Genomic DNA, 18,774 nt, shown 5'->3' with positions numbered 1-18,774 from the left:
TCGCGCCGGTTGCAACAGCAGGCGAAGGGGCTGGATCTGATCGTGGTGGATTACCTGCAGTTGATGGCGGCCAGCCAGACCGGCGGCAATAAGCGCTATGAGAATCGGACACAGGAGGTGTCCGCGATTTCGCGCGGGCTGAAGCTGCTGGCAAAGGAAGTGGGGGTCCCAGTGGTGGCGCTCTCGCAGTTGAGCCGCGCACCGGAGAGCCGCACCGGGGATCATAAGCCGCAGCTCTCGGATTTGCGTGAGTCGGGATCGATTGAGCAGGATGCGGATTTGGTGGGCTTCATCTATCGGCCAGAGGTTTATGAGAAAGACGAAATCAAGAGACGCGAGCTGGAAGGCATAGCTGAATTGATCGTCGCCAAGCAACGCAATGGCCCGACCGGAAATGTGCCGCTGGCGTTTATCAAGAAGAGCACACGCTTCGAGACGCGTGTGCTGGGCGATGAGTTCGTGGAGTAGGGGTGAGTAGCAAAGCTTTGTGTGGCCCCCCCACTCAATTGCTCGTGGGCTGCTGTGTAAAGCTGAAACGCAAGGTCCTTCGACTCGGACGGGGATTGTTATCCCCCGTCCTCGCTCAGGATGACTGTGCTAGGGCCTGCTGCTGTGGGCGTGTCGGCCCCACACCAATTTGCGTCCACACATCACCGGACAGGAGTGTCCGCGCCACAGGAGTAACCGCCAACCTTTATAATCGCGGCATCGAGATCCTGTGAAGAAGGCCGGATGAGACCACTGTGGGCGGAAGTTTCCCTATCCAACCTCCGTCATAATTTTCGTGAAATTCAAAAGCATGTAGGTCCGAACACGCGGATCTGTGCGGTCACCAAGGCTCACGCCTATGGGCACGGCGCGGTGGAGTGCAGTCACGCGCTGGAGGCGGAAGGCGCGCAGTGGTTCGGCGTGACCTCGACCGAGGAAGGCGCCACAGTGCGCGATGCTGGAATTCGCGCGCGCGTGCTGTTGATGAGCGGCTTCTGGAGTGATGAAGAGGATGAGGTCGTCAGGCGCGATCTTACGCCAGCGGTGTGGGAACCATGGCATCTGGAACGCCTGGAGAAAGCTGCTGCAGGGGCGGGGCGAAGGGGATTTCCAGTTCACATCAAGGTGGATACGGGAATGGGGCGGTTGGGAGTGCAGTTGCCGAATCTGGAGCGCCTGTTGGATGCGCTGGCGGGAGCCGAGCACCTGCGGCTGGAAGGAGTGATGAGCCACCTGGCTTCGGCGGAGGTACTGGACGCTGCCGATGTCGCCGGGCAGGGCCGGAACTTCGAGATGGCAAAGAAGTCGGTGCTGGGCCGCGGGTTTTGTCCCGAGGTGTGGCACATTGCGAATACTTCGGCGATGGTGGGGCGACCGGAGTTGCGCATGGACATGGTGCGTCCGGGGCTGGCGCTCTATGGATACACGCTGCCGTTTGTGAAGAACGGCGGAAAGAGTTCGGTGTGGCCGTACTTTGATCTGAAGCCGGTGCTGTCGTGGAAGACGCGCATCATTTCGATTTCGCAGCATCCGGCAGGACAGGCGATCGGCTATGGGGGAACATACATCACGCCGGCTGCGGCACGTATCGCGGTGCTGCCGATTGGTTATGCGGACGGCCTGAACCGGCATCTCTCGTCGCGCGCGCGGTTCATTGTGCGCGACAGCTATGCTCCGGTGGTGGGACGGGTGTCGATGGACCTTACTACGATCGATGTCACCAACGTGTCTGCGGAATTGGGGGATGAGGTGATCGTGATCGGAGCGAGCGAGAACTGCGCAGTCACAGCGTGGGATCACGCGTGTTATGCCAATACGGTGGCGTACGAGATCCTGTGCAATATCGGGAAGCGGGTGCCGCGGAAGTATGTGCATTGCTGAGGGAAGGCGCCAATGGCTGTCGAGCTGCGCTCGACCTGAACGGACGGGACGTCCGTTCCCACGTGTTGTTGGGAACTGCAGATCCCTCAGGAAGCGGCGCCGCGGAAGTATGTGCATTGCTGAGGGAAGGCGCTAATGGGGGTCGAGCTGCGCTCGACCTGAACGGACGGGACGTCCGTTCCCACGTGTTGTTGGGGAGCGGGCTCGGCATGACTCTTTGGAAGAGTCTGCGGCCTATTGGGTTCTTCTCTGACAAAAGAGCCGTCCGGGCGGACGGCTGTTTTTGCGATGCTTGAATCTAAGCTTAGCGCAGCAGCTTGCGGCGAATCGCGCCGACTGCACCCACCAGGCCTGTTCCGAGCAGAGCCAGCGAAGTTGGCTCCGGAACCGGCGTGATTGCAACGTCAGCGCTGAACTGAACACCGGACTGGGTGACGTGGCGGTCATCGAAGAACAGCTCAACCGTATGGCTGCCGGCACCGAGACCGGTCACGACGGTCGGAACGGGGGTCAACGGCTTCACACCTCCGGCGTCCACTGCCAGTACACCATCCACGAACACGAAGGCGTCGTCATCCGCTCCAAGGGTGAAGGTCACGCTTCCGGGTGAAGCCAAATTGAATGTGCCGGTCCAGTGCACGGCCCGGAACCCATTGGCGTTGTCGGAGTGGCCGTCGGGAAAGAAATTGGAAGGAAAGTTCAACGGCAGAGTGTCGGCCTGGTTCTTCTCAAATGTCACCCCGTTGGGGCTGGCGGTGCTCCACCAGAGAATCTCGCCCAAGCCATTCACATCGGAAATGTTTCCGCTCGTTTGGCCAAAGGGGGTTACGACTGGCAAGTCGTCGGGACCGAGCGTGGACTGCACATATCCAGTCTGGAGACCTGTAATGGTCTTGTTAGCATCCGGATGATTTTCCGGAATGATGTAGTAGTTGCCGTTCATGGAGTCAGCCATGGCTGCTGAGGCGAGTGCCATAAGCAGGAGACTGAGAATTACCGCTAGCCTGGTTTTCATGAGCCCATCCTGTACTACGCGTTTACGCTACGCCAATTGGTTAAGCAAGTGACCTTCCAACGAGCTCCAGGCGGCAGCACCAACTCCTTTGTTTAGAGGGAAATCCGGAGAAAACTTTAGGAACCAAGGAGTAACGTTACTCCGCGTTGTGCAAGAGATTGCAGCTTCTGGCGAAAGTCTTTCACAGGGATGTGGGGGCAGGATGACACTCATGAAGGCCAAGGGTTGTCGAGCTGCGCTCGACCGGAACGGACGGGACGTCCGTTCCCACGTGTTGTTGGGAAATGCAGATTCCTCAGGATGACACCCATGAAGGCCAATGACACAAAGGCCGCCCGAGGCCGGCTCTGCTTTGTTATAGTTTTATGCTGATGTTGAGTCGTTATCAGAAGTGGATGTATGAGTGGGAGACACGTCTTACTACCCGCGATACCAACCGCGTAGTTCGACCGTTTGCGTGGGGCGCAGACTGGGTGATGGGCTGGCCGGGCGTGAATGGAAATTTTCCCAGCGCAGATCACCAGGCCAATGAGCAGTTTTTCCATGAGTTAAACCGATACCTGGTCAAGCACAGCGATCAGTTTTACGCTTACGACACGCCGGCTGATTTCCGCCTGGAGCAGCGAGAGGTGGAGCGCTTCGCCACCAGCGCGGAACAATTGAACGGCGGAGCGCGGCACAAGCCGGAGGTCGGGACGTTTCTGCGGTTTACTTCGGCCGTGCGCTCGCCTTATGCGGAGAACAACCTGGTCAACGCGCGTTGGTTTGCTCCGCAAAAGCGCAGCAAGCGAGCCATGATTGTGCTGCCGCAGTGGAATGCCGATGCGCTCAGCCACAATGCTCTGTGCCGGATCTTCAACCGGCTGGGCGTGGCGGGAGTGAGGTTGAGCATGCCGTATCACGATGTGCGGCGGCCGGCGGAGATTGAGCGCGCTGATTACGCCGTGTCGGCCAATGTGGGGATGACGCTCTCTTCCTGCCGGCAGGCAGTAGCCGATATTCGCTCCTGTATGGACTGGCTGGAGACGGAGGGCTACCGCGAGTTCGGGATCCTGGGAACCAGCCTGGGCTCGTGCTACGCCTTTATTGCCAGTGCTCACGACACGCGGCTGCGAGTGAATGCCTTCAACCATGCGTCGACGTATTTTGCCGATGTGGTGTGGACGGGGCAGTCGACGCGACACATCCGAGCAGGGATCGAGAGCACGATCACGCTGGAGAGCCTGCGACAGGCATGGCTGGCGATCAGCCCGATGGCGTATTTTGAGAAATTCTCGCGCTGGCCGAAGAAATCGCTGATTGTCTACGCAAAATATGATCTGACCTTTTTGCCCGAGTTTTCACGGCAAGTGGTGGAGAATTTCGAGCGCTGGAACCTGAACCACCGCGTGGCCGTGCTTCCCTGCGGGCATTACACGACGGGCGAGACTCCTTTCAAGTATCTAGACGCCTGGCATATTGGGAAGTTCGTGGCCAGGGCGTTCTGAAGGAGCAGTAAGCAATCAGTAGTCCGCAATCAGTAGTCCGCAATCAGTAGTCAGCCGAGGAAACGCAGCGTCATTACTGCAGAGGCGATCCTTTCCTCTGGGGCTGAAGCCCAGGATTTATGCGGCGGTGGACGGCGCGGCTGAGGCCCTGCCCTTTCAAAACCAACGCCGGTGCCGTCGAGCTGCGCTCGACTTGAACGATGGGACGTCCGTTCCCACGTGTTCTTGGGAACTGAAGATCTCTCGTCGGGCTGCGTGCGGCCGGTGATGACAAGAGCGTGGCCCAGAACCCAGCATCCTGCAATCAGCAATTGGCAATCAGTACTGAGCGGCGAATAGCGTATCCTGTTTGCGAGATGCGGCGACACCTCATCCTAGCGATCCTGTTGACGGCGCACGCGGTATGGGCTGCAACCTGGCTGTCGCAGTTGGGTGGCAGATGCGTGGGCGAGGACGGCAAGCCGCTGGCGAATGCGGTTCTCAAATTCCAGGATCCCGGAACCGGACACCATTTCCAGGTCACCACCAATGAGAATGGCAGCTACTTCCATATCGGCGTCGAGTCGGGCGTGTACAACGTGCGGGTGACCCAAGCGGGGAAGGAAGTGGGCGAATTCCATCAACTGCAGATCACGTGGAGCAACTCGCTGATTACCATCAATTTCGATATCGCCCACGATTCCATCGAAGTGAAGCGCGACCGGCTGCATCAGGAAGTGGTTCTGGGGAGCACTCCGCTGCCGGAATACCTGCTGCCGGAGCACAACAAAGAGGACGAGAAGATAGCGGCGATCAACGCCAAGCTGGCGGAGGCCAAGGCGCTCGGCGCCCAGGGCAACTGGCTGGCAGCGGCGGAGGTGCTGGGCGTAGCGGTCGATATCGATCCCAAGCGCGATTTGCCGTGGGCGCATCTGGGCGAGGCTTACCGGCAGGCGGCCGCGTCCGGGGTCAGCCAAGCCGAGCCGCTTCTGGAGAAGAGTATCCACGCTTACCAGCACGCCATCTCGCTGCACCCCCATGTCGCTTACTACAACAACCTGGGGCAGGCATATGCGCAGCTGAAACGTTGGAATGATGCGGCGCGTGAATTCGGGCGGGCCGCTGAGCTGTCACCGGGCGGCAATGCTATTGCCGATATGAATGCCGGAAACGTGTTGTTGGCGAAATCGGAAAATGAGTCGGGGGAAACCGCCCAGACCAGCTTGCGACAGGCGGCGGAGGCTCTGGGGCGGGTGAATGCTCTCGAACCGCAGAATAGTGAAGCGTATTATCTTCGCGGGATCTGCCTGCTCCGTCTTACCGAGGTTGGCAGTTCGGATCCGGGCTACACCCAGGTGAAGGAGGCGTTTCTCCGTTACATGGAATTGGACGGGAAAGGTCCGCATGCGGAGGAAGTGAAGGCCATGTTGGAGTCATTGGGGGGTCTGGGAAAGAGGGAGTAGCCTGTCGAGGCTGCGCCTCGACCTGAACGGATGGGGACGTCCGTTTCCATGTGGTAAGTGCAGATCCCTCGTTGGGCCTTGTCCGCCTCGTTGTGACAAGACACTTATGGCTGTCGAGGCTGCGCCTCGACCTGAACGGACGGGGACGTCCGTTCCCACGTGGTAAGTGGATGAAACCACTGTGCTCTCGTGAGCAGTCGCTTAGCGGTTCTTCCAGATGGGCTTGCGCTTTTCGAGGACGGCGCGCAGACCTTCCTGGGCATCTTCCAGATCCATGAGCTGGTTGAGATAGATGTCGTGCGACTTCTTCATGGCCTGATCGATCGGGAGGCCGAGAGTGCGGCCGATCACCATCTTGGTCATCTCCAGCACGGGAGCGCTGAATTCGCCGATGCGGGAGATGACCTCATCGACGGTGGCTGTCAGTTCCGATTCCGGCACCACCCGGTTCACAAAGCCCAATGACACGGCTTCTTCCGCGGTCAGGGCCTGTCCGGTGAGGATCAGCTCGTAAGCTTTCTTCGGACCAATGAGTTGAGGGAGCATGACGGCAGCGAAGGGAGGGAAGATTCCCATTTTCACTTCAGGCTGCGCGAATCGAGCGTTGGCGGTGGCGATGATCATGTCACCGAAGGCGACCAGCTCAGAGCCGGCGCCCACCGCGGGGCCATTCACGACCACAATCAGCGGCTTGGAAATCTCGCTGATGGCCTGAAAGACACGGGTGAAGGCGTCCAGCGTCTGAAAGACGCGCTCGGGACGGGAATCTTCCAGCGAAATTCCGGCTGAGAACGTCTTCTGCGAAGAATCCAGCAGGATGCACTTGATGTCGCCACGGCCGTTGAGGCTTTCGATGGCCTCGGCCAGCTCGGTCATCAGCGGCACGGTCAGGACGTTATAGGGCGGATGGTTCAGGGTGATCCGCGCCACGAACGTGGAGGTATCGAACTGAATGAATTTCGGGGCTTTAGGCGCCTTGGGGACGCCGATTGTCTGATGCTCGATCATGATGTGAGGCGATTATCGGCCGGAGGGAACGGCGCTCACAAGTCCCGGAGGTACCTGAACCTATACTCCCCGCGGTTTATCAGACCTGCCGACAGCAACTAAAATGCGCACCCGGGGTCATTTAGCTCACATCTGCAAAACAACTGGAGGTGAAGAATGGTTGTGAAGAGCAGTGTGTTTCTGCCCGCCTGTGTGTTGCTCCTGGTGATGGCGGGTTCTGTTGTCCCAAGAGTATCTGCAGAAAACCAGCCGCATATGCGGGCTGCCCTGGATGCATTGCAAACTGCAAAAAAGGAGTTGCAGGAAGCCGAGCACGATAAGGGAGGTCACCGGGCCCAGGCGCTGCAGTTGGTGGATCAGGCGATACAGCAGGTAAAGATGGGGATTAATTACGGTAAGAAACAAGAGGGCAAGAATCAGGTGGAAGGGGGAGTACAGAGCGGAAAGTAATGTTTCGTGAAAGGCCGGCCGCGTCTAGCAGACGACCGGCCTTTTCTTTTTGGGGCGACATCAAGCAGGATACGCAGCTTTTGTGGGGCATCCTGACGTCCTCGTGATAGAAAGAAAACCGCAAGGTCCTTCGACTCCGCACCCGCGACCCGCAAAAAGCGCGGGTCGGGAAATCAGCACGGGCGCGTCGCTCAGGATGAACATTGGAAGCAGTGCGACTTCTGGGTTGGGTGTGAGGGCAACGTCACAGGGCGTAGAATCGGCTGGGAGAAATAGCTAATGAAGCAGAACTGGATGTCGCGGCCGCTGGCCGAAGTCGATGCTGAAATCGCCTCCGCGATAGAGAACGAAACCCGCCGCCAGCACGAAGGGCTGGAACTGATCGCCTCAGAGAACTTCGTGAGCGAGGCAGTGCTGGAAGCCATGGGCTCGGTATTCACAAACAAATACGCCGAAGGTTATCCGGGGCGGCGCTACTACGGGGGATGTGAGTTCACCGATGTGGTGGAGACGCTGGCGCGCGATCGGGCCAAGAAGCTGTTTGGGGCCGAGCATGCCAACGTGCAGCCGCACTCCGGTTCCTCGGCCAACATGGAAGCTTACGGCGCGGTGCTGCAACCGGGGGATACGATTCTGGGTCTGAACCTGGCGCATGGCGGACATCTCACGCACGGGCATCATCTAAATTTTTCCGGCAAGACTTACCGTGTGGTTCCCTATGGAGTGACGCGCGAGACCGAGACCATCGATTACGACGAGCTGGAGAAGCTGGCAGAGAAAGAGCGGCCGAAGCTGATCATCGGTGGCGGGAGCGCCTATCCGCGAATCATTCATTTTGAGCGCATGCGGCAGATTGCCGACAAAGTAGGCGCGCTCTACCTGGTGGACATGGCGCATTTTGCCGGACTGGTGGCGGGAGGGGTACATCCCTCACCGGTGCCGCACGCCCAGATTGTGACTTCCACCACCCACAAGACGCTGCGTGGACCGCGCGCGGGAATGATTCTGTGCAAGCAGGAATTTGCGGCGGCGATTGATAAAACTGTGTTTCCCGGCGACCAGGGAGGCCCGCTGGTGCACATGATTGCCGCCAAAGCGGTCTGCTTTCATGAGGCGATGCAACCGGAATTCCGAGGCTACGCTGCGCAGGTTGTAGCCAATGCAAGAGTGCTGGCGGAAACGCTGGCCGGCGAGGGATTCCACGTTATCTCCGGCGGCACGGACACACACCTGATGCTGGTGGACGTGTTTGCGCAGGGCATGCTGGGAAGCGAAGCAGAGAAGGCGCTGGGAGAAGCCGCAATCACCGTCAACAAGAATGCTATTCCGTTCGACACCAATCCTCCGCTGAAGCCCAGCGGAATTCGCATCGGTTCGCCGGCGGTAACCACGCGCGGGATGCGGGAGGGGGAAATGCGGCAGATCGCACACTGGATCGCCGAGGCTCTTCACCACCGCAACGAGGCCGATCGCCTGGCGGGGATCCGGCAGCAGGTGCTGGAGCTGGCGGAAGCGTTTCCGCTCTATGCCGAGCGCCGTGCCCGGGCCAGCGCGCATGCGGTTCCCTGGGCATAGGAAGGCGCGGCCGTTATCTCAACCAGGCTTGCGTTCGGGGCTACACTATCGGCGTGAAAATTGCGATCGACATCCGGTCGATGCACGACTTCGGAGTGGGCACCTATATCCGCAACGTGGTGCGGACGCTGGGAAAAATCGATCGGCAAAATGAATATGTCCTGATTGGCGAAAGCGATCGCCTGTGGGAATTTGGCCAGCTCCCAACAAATTTTTCTGCAGTCAATTTTCTGTTCGCTCCAGATACATCGCGGGGCTACTGGGGATTGCGCCGGCTGTTGCGGGAGCAGAAGTGCGACCTGGTGCACATGCCTTCGTTGTTCTGGACACCGCCGTATGGAATTCCCTGTCCTTACGTAGTCACCGTGCACGACGTGCTGGATTACATGTACCGTTCCACGAATGGGAGGGGCCTGATGCGGAACCTGCGGTTCCTCTCCACGAGACGGGTGTTGACGCACGCGGCCCGAATCCTAGCGGTATCGAATTTCACCAAGAAGGATATCCGCGGGTTATTTGGGATTTCCGGGGACAACATCGAGGTGATCTACAACGCCATCGACGACCGCTTCCTGCGAGGGCATGCCACGGAAGCGGAGAAGCTGTTCATTGCCGAACGCTACCAGGTGCGGTATCCGTTCATTCTTTATGCGGGGAGAATCGGGCCGCAGAAAAATCTGATCCGCATAATCGAAGCCTTCTCCGCGTTAAAGACGGAACTGCAGAAAGAAGGCCGCTTCCCGGATCTGAAACTGATCATCATCGGCGATGAACTTTCCCGTCATCCCGACCTGCGGCGGACGGTGATCAAGAGCGGGGTGAAGGATGATGTGCGCTTCCTGGGGTTCGTCCCTATCGACGTGCTGCGCATCTTCTATGATGCCGCGAAGGTATTTGTCTTCCCTTCCCTGTATGAAGGCTTCGGGCTGCCGCCGCTGGAAGCCATGTCGCATGGGACGCCGGTGGTGACGTCCAATACTTCGTCGCTACCGGAAGTTGTGGGCAACGCGGCGCTGCAAGTGAATCCGGAGAATGTTTTTGAGATCATGCGCGGGCTGTACCGGGCAATCCTGGATCAGCCCTTGCGGGAAAAGCTGAAGCGCAGCGGATATGAGCAGGCTGCGAAGTTCTCCTGGGAGTGCTCGGTGCGGCGCATCCTGGAAGTTTATGAGAGTGTGGGCCGGGGGAAGCGGGAAGCAGCCTAGCCGGTTGTGCCGCGGAGTTGCGCTCCGCCGGAACGGACGGGACGTCCGTTCCCACGTGATTCGTTCCCACGTGATTCGATAGAAACGCAAGCAGAGTGCCTGTCAACCAAGCGCACTGGAGCCGCTTGGCGAAATCGGGGCTTTCGGTTAGAGTTTCGCGGGCATATTTACGCTTGCGATCGGGTGACTGGGGGTTATGGACGCCCGGTCTCGAACGGACTGCCAAATCGGAGGGCAATCATGAAGCGGACACGTTTGTGGTTTACGGTGGTGGCGACGCTGTGCGCCTTGCTGATCTTCAGCAACCTAGCCGGGGCGCAGGGCGCCAGTTCCAAAGGAGAAACCAAGAAGCCGTCGGCGGCTGCCGCCGACGCGGGTAACCTGGTGGATCTGAACTCCGCCAGCAAAGAGCAACTGCAAGCTCTGCCGGGAATCGGGGACGCCTATTCGCAGAAGATCATCGACAACCGTCCGTATCACGCTAAGACGGACCTGGTGAAAAAGAAGGTGATCCCGCAAGCGACGTACAACAAGATTAAGGATATGGTGATCGCCAAGCAGAAGTGAGGGCGTTCGTGAGTTCAAGGCCCCTCGGTGGAGTTCAGAACTGAGGGGCGACTTATTTGCGCCTGTTGGCTCTGCTGTTCGCTGAAAAACCACGTAGCCGGGCGATTGACAATCCGCCAGCCTTATTCCTACGATGGGGTCGCCGCCCAAAATCCAGATCAAGAACATGCATATGAGTGTGCTCTTAGCGCTTCACAAGCGACGTCTATGGCTGCTTGCCACTGGTTTGCTGGTGGTAGTTTCGGCGCTGGCCGTGGAAGCCCAGGAGAGTAAACCCGGGGAGGAGTCTGACGCTAACGAGAGATTGCTGCAGTTGGCTCCGGCGTCGATCCCGGCACTGACACCCTACCTGGAATTAAACCAAGAGCAGCAGGACAAGTTCAACGAACTTCAGAAATCCTACTTTGCGAGCCTCATATCGATACAGGGCCAGGCAAAGCTGAGTGAGGATGAAAAGTTCGAGAAGAGCACGGTCCTGACGCAAGACACGACCAATCAGATGATGGCAGCGCTCTCCAAAGAGCAACAGCAGAGGGTTCCGGCGACGCTGGAATTGTTTGCCTCGCTGCGAGCCCTGCGGATACCCACAGATGTCGCGGGCGATCTGAAACTTACGCCCGAACAGCGGACTCAGATCATCAGCCTGGCGCAGGAGATGCGGCAACAAATACGAGCCCTGCCCGCCGAGGACCGGCGGTCGGCAAAAGGCTTCACAGTGATGAAGGAGTCCAATGCCAAGCTGCAGGCCGTTTTGACTCCCCAGCAGAAAGCACTGCTGGAAGCCGATCCAAGGAACGCTACCCTGGCCAACCCCGCCTCGGTGAACTGCGGCAAGCGGGGAGGCAAGACGGTGATCCGCAAGAAGGCCGATGGCAGCGAATACGGCGTATGTGTCTTTCCCAACGGCGCAGAGTGCGAGGAATGGGCGCTGCTGCGCGGCCAGTGCTCGCCGGAGACGGCGAAAAAGCCCTAGCAACTCAAGGCGGCAAACTGGGACCTGCTTAGTGGTCCACTTCCCATATTCTGCCGTGTCTATATAAATCTAGATTAATGTTGACCCGGTCTAGGTGACCGGCCGATAATTGTCCGGTGATTTTTGTAAGTGCGGGATGGTCATGGCAAAGAAAGAAACCGTCAAATTCGCTCCTGAAATCGACGCCAGGCTTTACCAGGAATTCGTAAGCGTAGCCAAGCGAAACGGCCGTACCCAACGTTACGTTCTGGAAGAGGCGTTGCGCCACTACCTGCGCAACGTCGTTCCCTCGCAGCACCTCGTCCGCGCGCAAGTGATGGAGTCGTTTGAGGAGTCGGTTGCCCGCAACCGCGATCTGTTGGAGCGCCTCGCGAAATAGTGATCATAAATGACGGAGTATCTGACGGTAGCAGAAGTGTACCGAATGCACTTTTTGCTTATCGAGCGTTTTGGCGGACGGCAGGGCATTCGTGACCAGGGTGCGGTAGAGGCCGCCGTGTTTCGTCCGCAAACCGGGTATTACAACTCAATTGAGGAAGAGGCGGCGGCGCTGATGGAGTCGCTCGGCACGAGTCATGGATTCATCGATGGAAATAAACCTATCGCGTTCGTCGCAACGGACGTTTTCCTGCGGCGCAATGGGCTTTATCTAAACCTGGGGGCGGAGGAGGGATACGAGTTCATCGCGGGCTCAATCAGCCGGAGCGAGTTCCGCTTCCCGCGGATTCTTGACTGGATCCGGCAGCACATCAAGCCGTTGAAAAACTGAATCCCTGCCTCGTACGCCGGCACGACGGTTGGGCCGAGCGGGGCCGACTGCATATCGCTAACGGGCCAACTGACCCTTACACGCCTGCCAGTCCGAACTGCTTGCGCAGGCCCTTATCGAAAACCCCGGCGGGCGCAAACTTCCTGAGCAGACTGATCAGCCTGGCGTTTTTCCCGGCTAAATAAACCTGCCGTGGCGAGGAACTCGTCAGGGCGTGCAGGACGGCGGAGGCCACCTGAGCAGGGTCCGCGCCATTGGCGTTCTTTTCCCGAAGCGTTTGGATCACATGGTCGCGGTCGGCTGCGTAATCTGCAATCAAGTGATCCGCGAGGTGAGCATTTTTGTTGATGTTGGTTCGGGTAAAGCCCGGCTCAACGACCGAGATGCGAATCCCAAACTGCCGCACTTCGTGGTCGAGCGATTCTGAATAGCCGACGAGAGCATGTTTGCTGGCAGAATAGATACCCTGGTAGGGGGCGGGGATGAATCCCGCCGCGGAACCGATGTTTACGATGCGTCCGTATTTTTGCTTCCGCATAAGGGGAAGAACGGCCTGGGTTAGGCGCAAGACCCCGAAGAAATTGGTTTCAAACAAATCCCTGGCCTCTTCGAGGCTGGTCTCCTCCAAGGCACCAATCAGCGCGTAACCAGCATTGTTGATGAGCGCGTCGATGCGTCCGGCCTGGTCGAGGACGAAGCGCACAGCGGAAGCGATGGATGGTTCATCGCGAACCTCAAGCCGGACGAATTCTATGTGGGATGATTCAGGGCCGGGTTCGGGCAAGTGGCGCACGGTTCCGAAGACTCGAAATCCCTGGGCCGATAAGAGCGTGGCAATGGCGCGGCCGATTCCCGAGGAAACTCCCGTCACCAGGGCAACTCTCTCGCGATTCATGATGGCCTCCTGAGAAGAACTTCTGTACTTCCTTCTAAGAATGTAGACTCCGTATACATTGCGGAGGTTGCAAAGAAAATCCAGGGGCATCACCCTGCGGGAGGGGGGGGCAGGCGCGGGTGGAGATGGCCGAATCAGGCCGGAAGGCTTTCGGGAGTGCAGCCTGCAGGTTGTGAGCGCCGGAACTATAAGGGAGTCAAGGAATGTGGCCATCTTGCGATTATGACCATGGTATAATGACTATGATCTAAAAAAAAGAGGACATTCCGAAATGAAGAAAATGGCGGCCGGTACATTCAAGGTTCATTGTCTTGCAGTTATGGATGAAGTCCAGACTAAGCGCGAGACCGTGCTGATCACCAAGCACGGAAAGCCGGTGGCAAAACTGGTCCCCGCCGACAACGACAAGGACGATATTTACAATTTCTTGGCCGGTAAGGGTGCGGTTGTTGGTGACGTGATCTCTCCAGCGATTTCCACGGAAGAATGGGGTGAACTGGAGTGATCCTGGTGGATACGCATGTTGTCGTGTGGCTGGCATTGGATCAGGCGCAGCTCTCCAGCGCCGCAAAGAGGGCGATCAAGGACGCACGACAGAAGGGGGAAGGAGTGGCCATCTCGGACATTACTTTGCTGGAGTTGGCTGTGCTTTCGAGCAAAGGCCGCATCCGCCTTGATATCAGCCTGGAGTCGTTCTTGAATGAAGTGGAAGCGCGATTTGTCGTTCTGCCGATCAGCGGCAGGGCATCGGTGCGGGCAGTTACGCTTCCGGAGACCTATCCCAGTGATCCTGCCGATCGAATTATTGGAGCGACCGCATTAGTGGAAGGATTACCTCTGGTGACTGCCGATCGCCACATCCGACGGTCGCGAGCAGTTCACACGATCTGGTAGGCCCAAGTCGACATTCCCCCGATTGCTGCCGCCCGCTACAATGTTGACGATGCGGAAATACTGGGAAAATCCCGAGGTGCAGCCGAAGACCGGGGATGGCGTGTATGCCTCGATGCCGGAGTGTTTTCCCATCGGCAAAGTTCGAATTGCCCCGGCGACGGTGCTGGCGCCCATGGCTGGGGTGACGGACACCGTGTTCCGCCGGTTCATTCGGAACGTCAACCTGAAGCCGGGCTCGGACCACCTGCTCTCTGGCCGGGAATCGGGCTGCGGCCTGATCATGACGGAGTTCACTTCTGCCGATGGCGTATTGCGTTCTCGAGATAAGAAGGCCCAGCGCTATCTGCACTTCTATGAGGACGAGCATCCGATCTCTGCGCAACTTTTCGGCAGCAATCCCCAGGTGCTGGGCGAAGCCGCCCGCATGGTGGAAGGCCTGGGGTTCGACATCGTAGATCTCAACCTGGGGTGCCCGGCGAAGAAGGTGGTGAAGTGCAACGGCGGATCAGGCTTGCTGCGCGATCTGCCGCTGATCGGCAAGATCTTTGAGACGGTGCGGGCCACGGTTTCGATTCCTTTCACAGTAAAGTTCCGCGCCGGCTGGAAGGATGACGAGATTGTGTGCGTGGAACTGGCGCGCATGGCCGAGAACTGCGGCTTGAACGCGGTGGCGCTGCATGCCCGCACGCGCGAGCAGGGATATTCCGGCGAGGCGCGCTGGGAATGGATCGCAGCGGTGCGGGATGCAGTGAAGATTCCGGTTATCGGCAACGGCGACATCCGCTGTCCGGAAGATGCGGCAACCATGGTTGCGCAGACGGGTTGCGATGCAGTGATGATCGGAAGGACGGCCGCATCGAATCCGTGGATCTTTCGACAGATTGCGCAATACTGTGATTGCGGCAGCTATGATCAGCCCACGGAAGCCGACCGCTACGAGATGATCCGGACTTATTTCCAGATGCTGGTGGAGGAGGGCATGCCGGGCGCGGCAGGCAAGATGAAGCAGTTCGCGTCGTGGTTCACGCATGGCGTCCGCAACGGCAGCGCATTGCGCAAAGCGGTGTATGAGGCAAGGCAAGAGCCGGAGATTCTGGCGGCGGTGGATGAATTCTTCGCGGCGATGGTGGGCTTACCGAGGGGATTTGCAAATCAGGTGTCCTAGCTGTCAATAACAGAATTCTTTGGCGGTTAAGTGGCTGATATGAATAAGTCTTTCGATCACTATGGTAGAATTATGTATCTTTATGGTAGAAGGGTAGATCAGGGACTATGACGCTGAACATCAAGAATGAAGAGACACACAAATTGGCGACTCAATTAGCCAAGCTGACTGGCGAGAGTATGACGGAGGCGGTCACCAAGGCAGTTCGCGAGCGGCTGGAACGAGTCCGAGCCAATCGCGGCAGCGGACTGGCCGATCGTTTGTTACGAATCGGCAGAGATTGTGCGACGCACCTGAAAGAGCCTTATCGATCTATAGCCCATGAAGATCTGCTCTATGACGAAAGAGGACTACCGAAGTGATTGTCGACACCTCGGCTCTCATTGCCATTCTGCGCGACGAAACTGATGCCGAAATTTATGCGCAGGCTATCGCGAAGGCGAGCGTCCGGCGTGTATCGGCGGCTAATTATGTGGAAACAGCCATGGTCATTGACGCGAGCCGCGATCCTATCGCAAGCCGGCGGCTGGATGATTTCTTTCGAGAAGCAGGGCTCATTATCGAACCAGTAACCGAAGCTCAGGCCCGAGTTGCTCGTGAAGCGTATCGCGACTTTGGTAAGACCAGCGGACATCCGGCAAAGCTCAATTTTGGCGACTCTTTCGCCTATGCTTTGGCAAGGGCATTGAATGAACCGTTATTGTTCAAAGGCAGGGATTTTGCGCACACAGACGTAGCGCCCGCCATCCAATGAGGCGTGCCAGGAGGGGGAGATTCTGGCGGTGGTGGATGGATTTTTCGCGGATGTGCAGAAGCTGGTGGGGGCTTACCTTCCAACCACAAAGGACACGAACCGCAAGGTCTTTCGACTCGGACGGGGATCGGTCCGCCCCGTCCTCGCTCAAGATGACAGCTCCGCCGTCACCGGCCACATGATTTTCTAGTTCTTCTTTTTCGCTTGCTGCTTTACTATCCCCACCTCAGTTAAACGCCGATGAAAACCTGCCACTTTCTCCATGCTGGACAGCCGACTTACGGTCTGATCGAGCCCGTCGCTGGGCGCGAAGCCATCACGCGGGTATTTGCGCATCGTACCGCGGAGTCCGGTCCGCCCGATGAAGACGCGCCCACGCAGAAAGTTCAGCCGGTCCCGCTGCTGGAGGTGAAGCTTCTGGCCCCGGTGCGGCCCTCCAAGATCGTGTGTGTGGGCCGGAACTATGCGGCGCACGCACAGGAATTGGGGAACGAGGTTCCCAGCGAGATTCTGATTTTCCTGAAGCCTCCGTCATCCGTGATCGGGCCCGGGGAGACGATCATCCGACCCAGGCTGTCGGAGCGCGTCGACCACGAGGGAGAACTTGCAGTTATCATCGGCAAGACCTGTCACAAACTGGCAGACGACCAGGATGTCCGCGAGTTCATTCATGGCTACACGTGCTTAAACGATGTGACCGCCCGCGACCTGCAGAAGACAGATGGGCAGTGGACGCGGGCCAAGGGCTTCGACACTTTCTGCCCCATGGGACCACTGGTAACCGATGAAATCGATCCCTGGGCGGGGGTGACGGTCGAGTGCCGGGTCAACGGCGAGGTGAAGCAGCAGAGCGACACAACGCAGTTTATTTTTCCGCTGGATCAGATTATCCGCTACATCGCGACAGTGATGACGCTGGCGCCCGGCGACCTGATCGCCACCGGCACTCCCGCCGGAATCAGTCCGCTGAAGGCGGGGGATGTAGTCGAGGTGAGCTGCGGGGGAGTGGGGACGCTGAGCAATCCGGTAGCGGATGAAAGCTAGCCGGTTCAGTCGATCAATGCACGCCAATCGGTGTCGATGAGTGCTATGGGGATTTATTGAGAGTTACCTATTAGGAGCTCAATTGCTGCAGGGGCAAGGGCTGGCCGGAAGGCTCAATTCGGGGGGCGGTTTCTCTCGACCATCTCCATGCGTACCAAACGATCAGTGAAGTACAAGCCACTTCTATCGTTCCAAAGAACAAATAGTAAGAACTTGTTCCCGTGATTTTGAGGATGGGTAGGATGAAACTGGTCAAGAGAACAGCGGCAGTTTCTATTATGCCCACGACGATGTTCGCCCAGCGATTTGCTCTGGGCTTCAGGATTCGCGACAGCAGAATCATGGCCATCGGGATCTCCATGAGTACCGCGATTCCTACCCACGCTCCCGGGGAAAAATGGATAACGCCGATACTTCCTTTCTTCGACCCCAAGACGTCAACACAGAAAAACACATCTGCATAGATATAGTTGAGCGTCGCAAACAGCCATAACATTGAGAGCCTGACTCGAATGTTTTCCATGGGGGCCTCCTGTGCTGCCTAAGCGGGCTGTGATGTTCGGCCTATCGCGATGAATCCATGCGATTTTCGCAACATGCGGAGCCCAAAGTTGCCTAATACATTCGCACTACGAATGAGCTCTGGAAAAAGCTTCATCTACCGACCCGCGAAAAGAGTGCAACTCAGAGCCGTGGAATGGAGCCGACCCCGAGACTCCCATTTTTAGCAAGCCAGGGCCGAGTACGTCAACTTGCAGTAGCGTAACAACTTCAAGTCCTCCGGCTGAGAAGGGATTCCCAACTGTTGTAAACGGGCGATTACCCCAGTTATCCGGATTAGCAGTGATATGGCTGAAATCTCGGCGCGTGCACTTGGCTAGGCACACTCATGTAATATCCTCAGGCACTCAATCATGGCTCTTCCTTGGTGGTAGCCTGCCTTCCAGATGTGGCCTTTGTCGCCCTTAACTATTCGCCAACGCGTGACTTGCTCGTACCACTCGCCATACCTCCAATCGATCTGACGGCGATTCACGAACTCCCAAGTCTGACTGAAGATGCCGAGATAAGCGAAATCCCGGGTCACGCGATACATTTGCAAGGCGCTCCAAAGAGCTTCGGCCTGCACCCACCAGGTCTTGTTCAAGTTGTCGGCCGGCTTTCCCAGGCTGCCGCTCTCGTAGAATCCACCATGGCTTCTGTCGTATCCATACTTCAAGCAATAGTTGAACAAGATCTTGTGGGTCTCGATGATGTGGCTGTTTGATAACCCTATCGTCTCCGAGGAGTCGATCAGCAGAGAGATGTTTTCGAGCACATGTCCATAGGATGTGCGCCCGAAATTTCCCGAGAGCAGAGGTTGCCAGTCCGCGCGATGAAGGTCCGTGCAGGTGCCGAACTCCCCACGGACTACGGATTGGCTCAGGATATGAATGAGGTTTAGGATTCGCTGGCGTGCCAGCGGCAGACCAGTCGCGCGAAAGAAGAGAGTGTAAGCCTCGAGCAAATGAAGGTGTGTGTTCATTAGCTTGAGGTCGGCCGGCAATCCGAGATAACCGACTTCAGATGCCGACGCGATGGTCCAATCCGGACGGAAAAACTCGCGATATCCGCCATACTGGTTATCGTGCGCTCGCTGTTCCAACAAGTCGACCAATTCGC

Annotated in this window: 22 protein-coding genes; 17 read left to right on the top strand and 5 right to left on the bottom strand. The window is 57.8% G+C overall.

Annotation, left to right across the window (positions count from 1 at the left end):
- On the top strand, window positions 1-468 hold a 468-nt coding region (locus VEG30_05745; protein ID HXZ79414.1), incomplete at its 5' end, for a DnaB-like helicase C-terminal domain-containing protein.
- Window positions 469-732: 264 nt separating this feature from the next.
- On the top strand, window positions 733-1,869 hold the full coding sequence (alr, locus tag VEG30_05740) for an alanine racemase (GenBank protein HXZ79413.1): 1,137 nt from the start codon (window positions 733-735) through the stop codon (window positions 1,867-1,869).
- Window positions 1,870-2,173: 304 nt separating this feature from the next.
- Here alr and VEG30_05735 read toward each other — a convergent pair whose 3' ends face one another.
- A complete protein-coding gene (locus tag VEG30_05735; GenBank protein ID HXZ79412.1) occupies window positions 2,174-2,884 on the bottom strand; it encodes a PA14 domain-containing protein in 711 nt (236 codons plus the stop codon).
- Between the two features lie 365 nt (window positions 2,885-3,249).
- On the opposite strand from VEG30_05735, the gene VEG30_05730 reads away from it, so the two are divergent.
- Both VEG30_05730 and VEG30_05725 read left to right on the top strand, forming a co-directional pair.
- Entirely contained in the window at window positions 3,250-4,371 is a 1,122-nt protein-coding gene (locus VEG30_05730) for an alpha/beta hydrolase family protein (protein ID HXZ79411.1), read from the top strand.
- A 356-nt stretch (window positions 4,372-4,727) separates the two neighbouring features.
- The gene (locus VEG30_05725) at window positions 4,728-5,813 is read left to right on the top strand and encodes a carboxypeptidase regulatory-like domain-containing protein (protein ID HXZ79410.1); all 1,086 of its coding nucleotides are present in this window, start codon (window positions 4,728-4,730) and stop codon (window positions 5,811-5,813) included.
- Window positions 5,814-6,014: 201 nt separating this feature from the next.
- On the opposite strand, the gene VEG30_05720 is transcribed toward VEG30_05725, so the two are convergent.
- Complete coding sequence (locus VEG30_05720; protein ID HXZ79409.1) at window positions 6,015-6,821, bottom strand: enoyl-CoA hydratase/isomerase family protein; 807 nt, start codon at window positions 6,819-6,821, stop codon at window positions 6,015-6,017.
- A gap of 156 nt (window positions 6,822-6,977) precedes the next feature.
- On the opposite strand from VEG30_05720, the gene VEG30_05715 reads away from it, so the two are divergent.
- From VEG30_05715 to VEG30_05685, 7 genes are all read left to right on the top strand, one after another.
- The gene (locus VEG30_05715; GenBank protein HXZ79408.1) at window positions 6,978-7,271 is read left to right on the top strand and encodes a hypothetical protein; all 294 of its coding nucleotides are present in this window, start codon (window positions 6,978-6,980) and stop codon (window positions 7,269-7,271) included.
- A 279-nt stretch (window positions 7,272-7,550) separates the two neighbouring features.
- Window positions 7,551-8,846 carry a serine hydroxymethyltransferase gene (gene glyA / locus VEG30_05710; GenBank protein HXZ79407.1) on the top strand — a complete coding sequence of 432 codons (1,296 nt, stop codon included), beginning with the start codon at window positions 7,551-7,553 and terminating at the stop codon, window positions 8,844-8,846.
- 53 nt (window positions 8,847-8,899) lie between these two features.
- Entirely contained in the window at window positions 8,900-10,051 is a 1,152-nt protein-coding gene (locus VEG30_05705; GenBank protein HXZ79406.1) for a glycosyltransferase family 1 protein, read from the top strand.
- 240 nt (window positions 10,052-10,291) lie between these two features.
- Window positions 10,292-10,618 carry a helix-hairpin-helix domain-containing protein gene (locus tag VEG30_05700; protein HXZ79405.1) on the top strand — a complete coding sequence of 109 codons (327 nt, stop codon included), beginning with the start codon at window positions 10,292-10,294 and terminating at the stop codon, window positions 10,616-10,618.
- A 172-nt stretch (window positions 10,619-10,790) separates the two neighbouring features.
- Window positions 10,791-11,591 carry a DUF333 domain-containing protein gene (locus VEG30_05695; GenBank protein ID HXZ79404.1) on the top strand — a complete coding sequence of 267 codons (801 nt, stop codon included), beginning with the start codon at window positions 10,791-10,793 and terminating at the stop codon, window positions 11,589-11,591.
- 142 nt (window positions 11,592-11,733) lie between these two features.
- Entirely contained in the window at window positions 11,734-11,970 is a 237-nt protein-coding gene (locus VEG30_05690) for a hypothetical protein (GenBank protein HXZ79403.1), read from the top strand.
- Window positions 11,971-11,979: 9 nt separating this feature from the next.
- The gene (locus VEG30_05685) at window positions 11,980-12,360 is read left to right on the top strand and encodes a type II toxin-antitoxin system death-on-curing family toxin (GenBank protein ID HXZ79402.1); all 381 of its coding nucleotides are present in this window, start codon (window positions 11,980-11,982) and stop codon (window positions 12,358-12,360) included.
- A 76-nt stretch (window positions 12,361-12,436) separates the two neighbouring features.
- On the opposite strand, the gene VEG30_05680 is transcribed toward VEG30_05685, so the two are convergent.
- The gene (locus tag VEG30_05680) at window positions 12,437-13,255 is read right to left on the bottom strand and encodes an oxidoreductase (protein HXZ79401.1); all 819 of its coding nucleotides are present in this window, start codon (window positions 13,253-13,255) and stop codon (window positions 12,437-12,439) included.
- A 271-nt stretch (window positions 13,256-13,526) separates the two neighbouring features.
- Between VEG30_05680 and VEG30_05675 the strand changes: the two genes are divergently transcribed.
- The 6 genes from VEG30_05675 (at window position 13,527) to VEG30_05650 (ending at window position 17,112) form a co-directional block, all read left to right on the top strand.
- Entirely contained in the window at window positions 13,527-13,760 is a 234-nt protein-coding gene (locus VEG30_05675) for a type II toxin-antitoxin system Phd/YefM family antitoxin (protein ID HXZ79400.1), read from the top strand.
- 5 nt (window positions 13,761-13,765) lie between these two features.
- Window positions 13,766-14,149, top strand: a complete 384-nt coding sequence (locus VEG30_05670; GenBank protein ID HXZ79399.1) for a type II toxin-antitoxin system VapC family toxin — start codon at window positions 13,766-13,768, stop codon at window positions 14,147-14,149.
- Window positions 14,150-14,198: 49 nt separating this feature from the next.
- Window positions 14,199-15,314 (top strand): tRNA dihydrouridine synthase DusB, encoded by a 1,116-nt coding sequence (dusB, locus tag VEG30_05665; GenBank protein ID HXZ79398.1) that lies wholly within the window; start codon window positions 14,199-14,201, stop codon window positions 15,312-15,314.
- Window positions 15,315-15,421: 107 nt separating this feature from the next.
- Window positions 15,422-15,676 carry a type II toxin-antitoxin system VapB family antitoxin gene (locus tag VEG30_05660; GenBank protein HXZ79397.1) on the top strand — a complete coding sequence of 85 codons (255 nt, stop codon included), beginning with the start codon at window positions 15,422-15,424 and terminating at the stop codon, window positions 15,674-15,676.
- A complete protein-coding gene (locus VEG30_05655; GenBank protein HXZ79396.1) occupies window positions 15,673-16,068 on the top strand; it encodes a type II toxin-antitoxin system VapC family toxin in 396 nt (131 codons plus the stop codon). The genes VEG30_05660 and VEG30_05655 overlap by 4 nt, the downstream gene beginning before the upstream one ends.
- Before the next feature lie 240 nt (window positions 16,069-16,308).
- On the top strand, window positions 16,309-17,112 hold the full coding sequence (locus tag VEG30_05650; GenBank protein ID HXZ79395.1) for a fumarylacetoacetate hydrolase family protein: 804 nt from the start codon (window positions 16,309-16,311) through the stop codon (window positions 17,110-17,112).
- A 70-nt stretch (window positions 17,113-17,182) separates the two neighbouring features.
- On the opposite strand, the gene VEG30_05645 is transcribed toward VEG30_05650, so the two are convergent.
- Entirely contained in the window at window positions 17,183-17,635 is a 453-nt protein-coding gene (locus VEG30_05645) for a DUF6326 family protein (GenBank protein HXZ79394.1), read from the bottom strand.
- A gap of 354 nt (window positions 17,636-17,989) precedes the next feature.
- A partial coding sequence (locus tag VEG30_05640; protein ID HXZ79393.1) for an AGE family epimerase/isomerase occupies window positions 17,990-18,774 on the bottom strand: 785 nt, incomplete at its 5' end.

Source organism: Terriglobales bacterium (assembly GCA_035624455.1).
In the GTDB taxonomy this organism is placed as follows: domain Bacteria; phylum Acidobacteriota; class Terriglobia; order Terriglobales; family Acidobacteriaceae; genus DASPRM01.
Note: the sequence above shows the minus strand (reverse complement) of the source record. Positions and strands in the feature narration are given on the sequence as shown.

Excerpts from the sequence above, each read along its gene's own strand:
- alr (HXZ79413.1), top strand. The coding sequence starts at position 733 with ATGAGACCACTGTGGGCGGAAGTTTCCCTATCCAACCTCCGTCATAAT.
- VEG30_05735 (HXZ79412.1), bottom strand. The coding sequence starts at position 2,884 with ATGAAAACCAGGCTAGCGGTAATTCTCAGTCTCCTGCTTATGGCACTC.
- VEG30_05730 (HXZ79411.1), top strand. The coding sequence starts at position 3,250 with ATGCTGATGTTGAGTCGTTATCAGAAGTGGATGTATGAGTGGGAGACA.
- VEG30_05725 (HXZ79410.1), top strand. The coding sequence starts at position 4,728 with ATGCGGCGACACCTCATCCTAGCGATCCTGTTGACGGCGCACGCGGTA.
- VEG30_05720 (HXZ79409.1), bottom strand. The coding sequence starts at position 6,821 with ATGATCGAGCATCAGACAATCGGCGTCCCCAAGGCGCCTAAAGCCCCG.
- VEG30_05715 (HXZ79408.1), top strand. The coding sequence starts at position 6,978 with ATGGTTGTGAAGAGCAGTGTGTTTCTGCCCGCCTGTGTGTTGCTCCTG.
- glyA (HXZ79407.1), top strand. The coding sequence starts at position 7,551 with ATGAAGCAGAACTGGATGTCGCGGCCGCTGGCCGAAGTCGATGCTGAA.
- VEG30_05700 (HXZ79405.1), top strand. The coding sequence starts at position 10,292 with ATGAAGCGGACACGTTTGTGGTTTACGGTGGTGGCGACGCTGTGCGCC.
- VEG30_05695 (HXZ79404.1), top strand. The coding sequence starts at position 10,791 with ATGAGTGTGCTCTTAGCGCTTCACAAGCGACGTCTATGGCTGCTTGCC.
- VEG30_05690 (HXZ79403.1), top strand. The coding sequence starts at position 11,734 with ATGGCAAAGAAAGAAACCGTCAAATTCGCTCCTGAAATCGACGCCAGG.
- VEG30_05685 (HXZ79402.1), top strand. The coding sequence starts at position 11,980 with ATGACGGAGTATCTGACGGTAGCAGAAGTGTACCGAATGCACTTTTTG.
- VEG30_05680 (HXZ79401.1), bottom strand. The coding sequence starts at position 13,255 with ATGAATCGCGAGAGAGTTGCCCTGGTGACGGGAGTTTCCTCGGGAATC.
- VEG30_05675 (HXZ79400.1), top strand. The coding sequence starts at position 13,527 with ATGAAGAAAATGGCGGCCGGTACATTCAAGGTTCATTGTCTTGCAGTT.
- dusB (HXZ79398.1), top strand. The coding sequence starts at position 14,199 with ATGCGGAAATACTGGGAAAATCCCGAGGTGCAGCCGAAGACCGGGGAT.
- VEG30_05660 (HXZ79397.1), top strand. The coding sequence starts at position 15,422 with ATGACGCTGAACATCAAGAATGAAGAGACACACAAATTGGCGACTCAA.
- VEG30_05650 (HXZ79395.1), top strand. The coding sequence starts at position 16,309 with ATGAAAACCTGCCACTTTCTCCATGCTGGACAGCCGACTTACGGTCTG.
- VEG30_05645 (HXZ79394.1), bottom strand. The coding sequence starts at position 17,635 with ATGGAAAACATTCGAGTCAGGCTCTCAATGTTATGGCTGTTTGCGACG.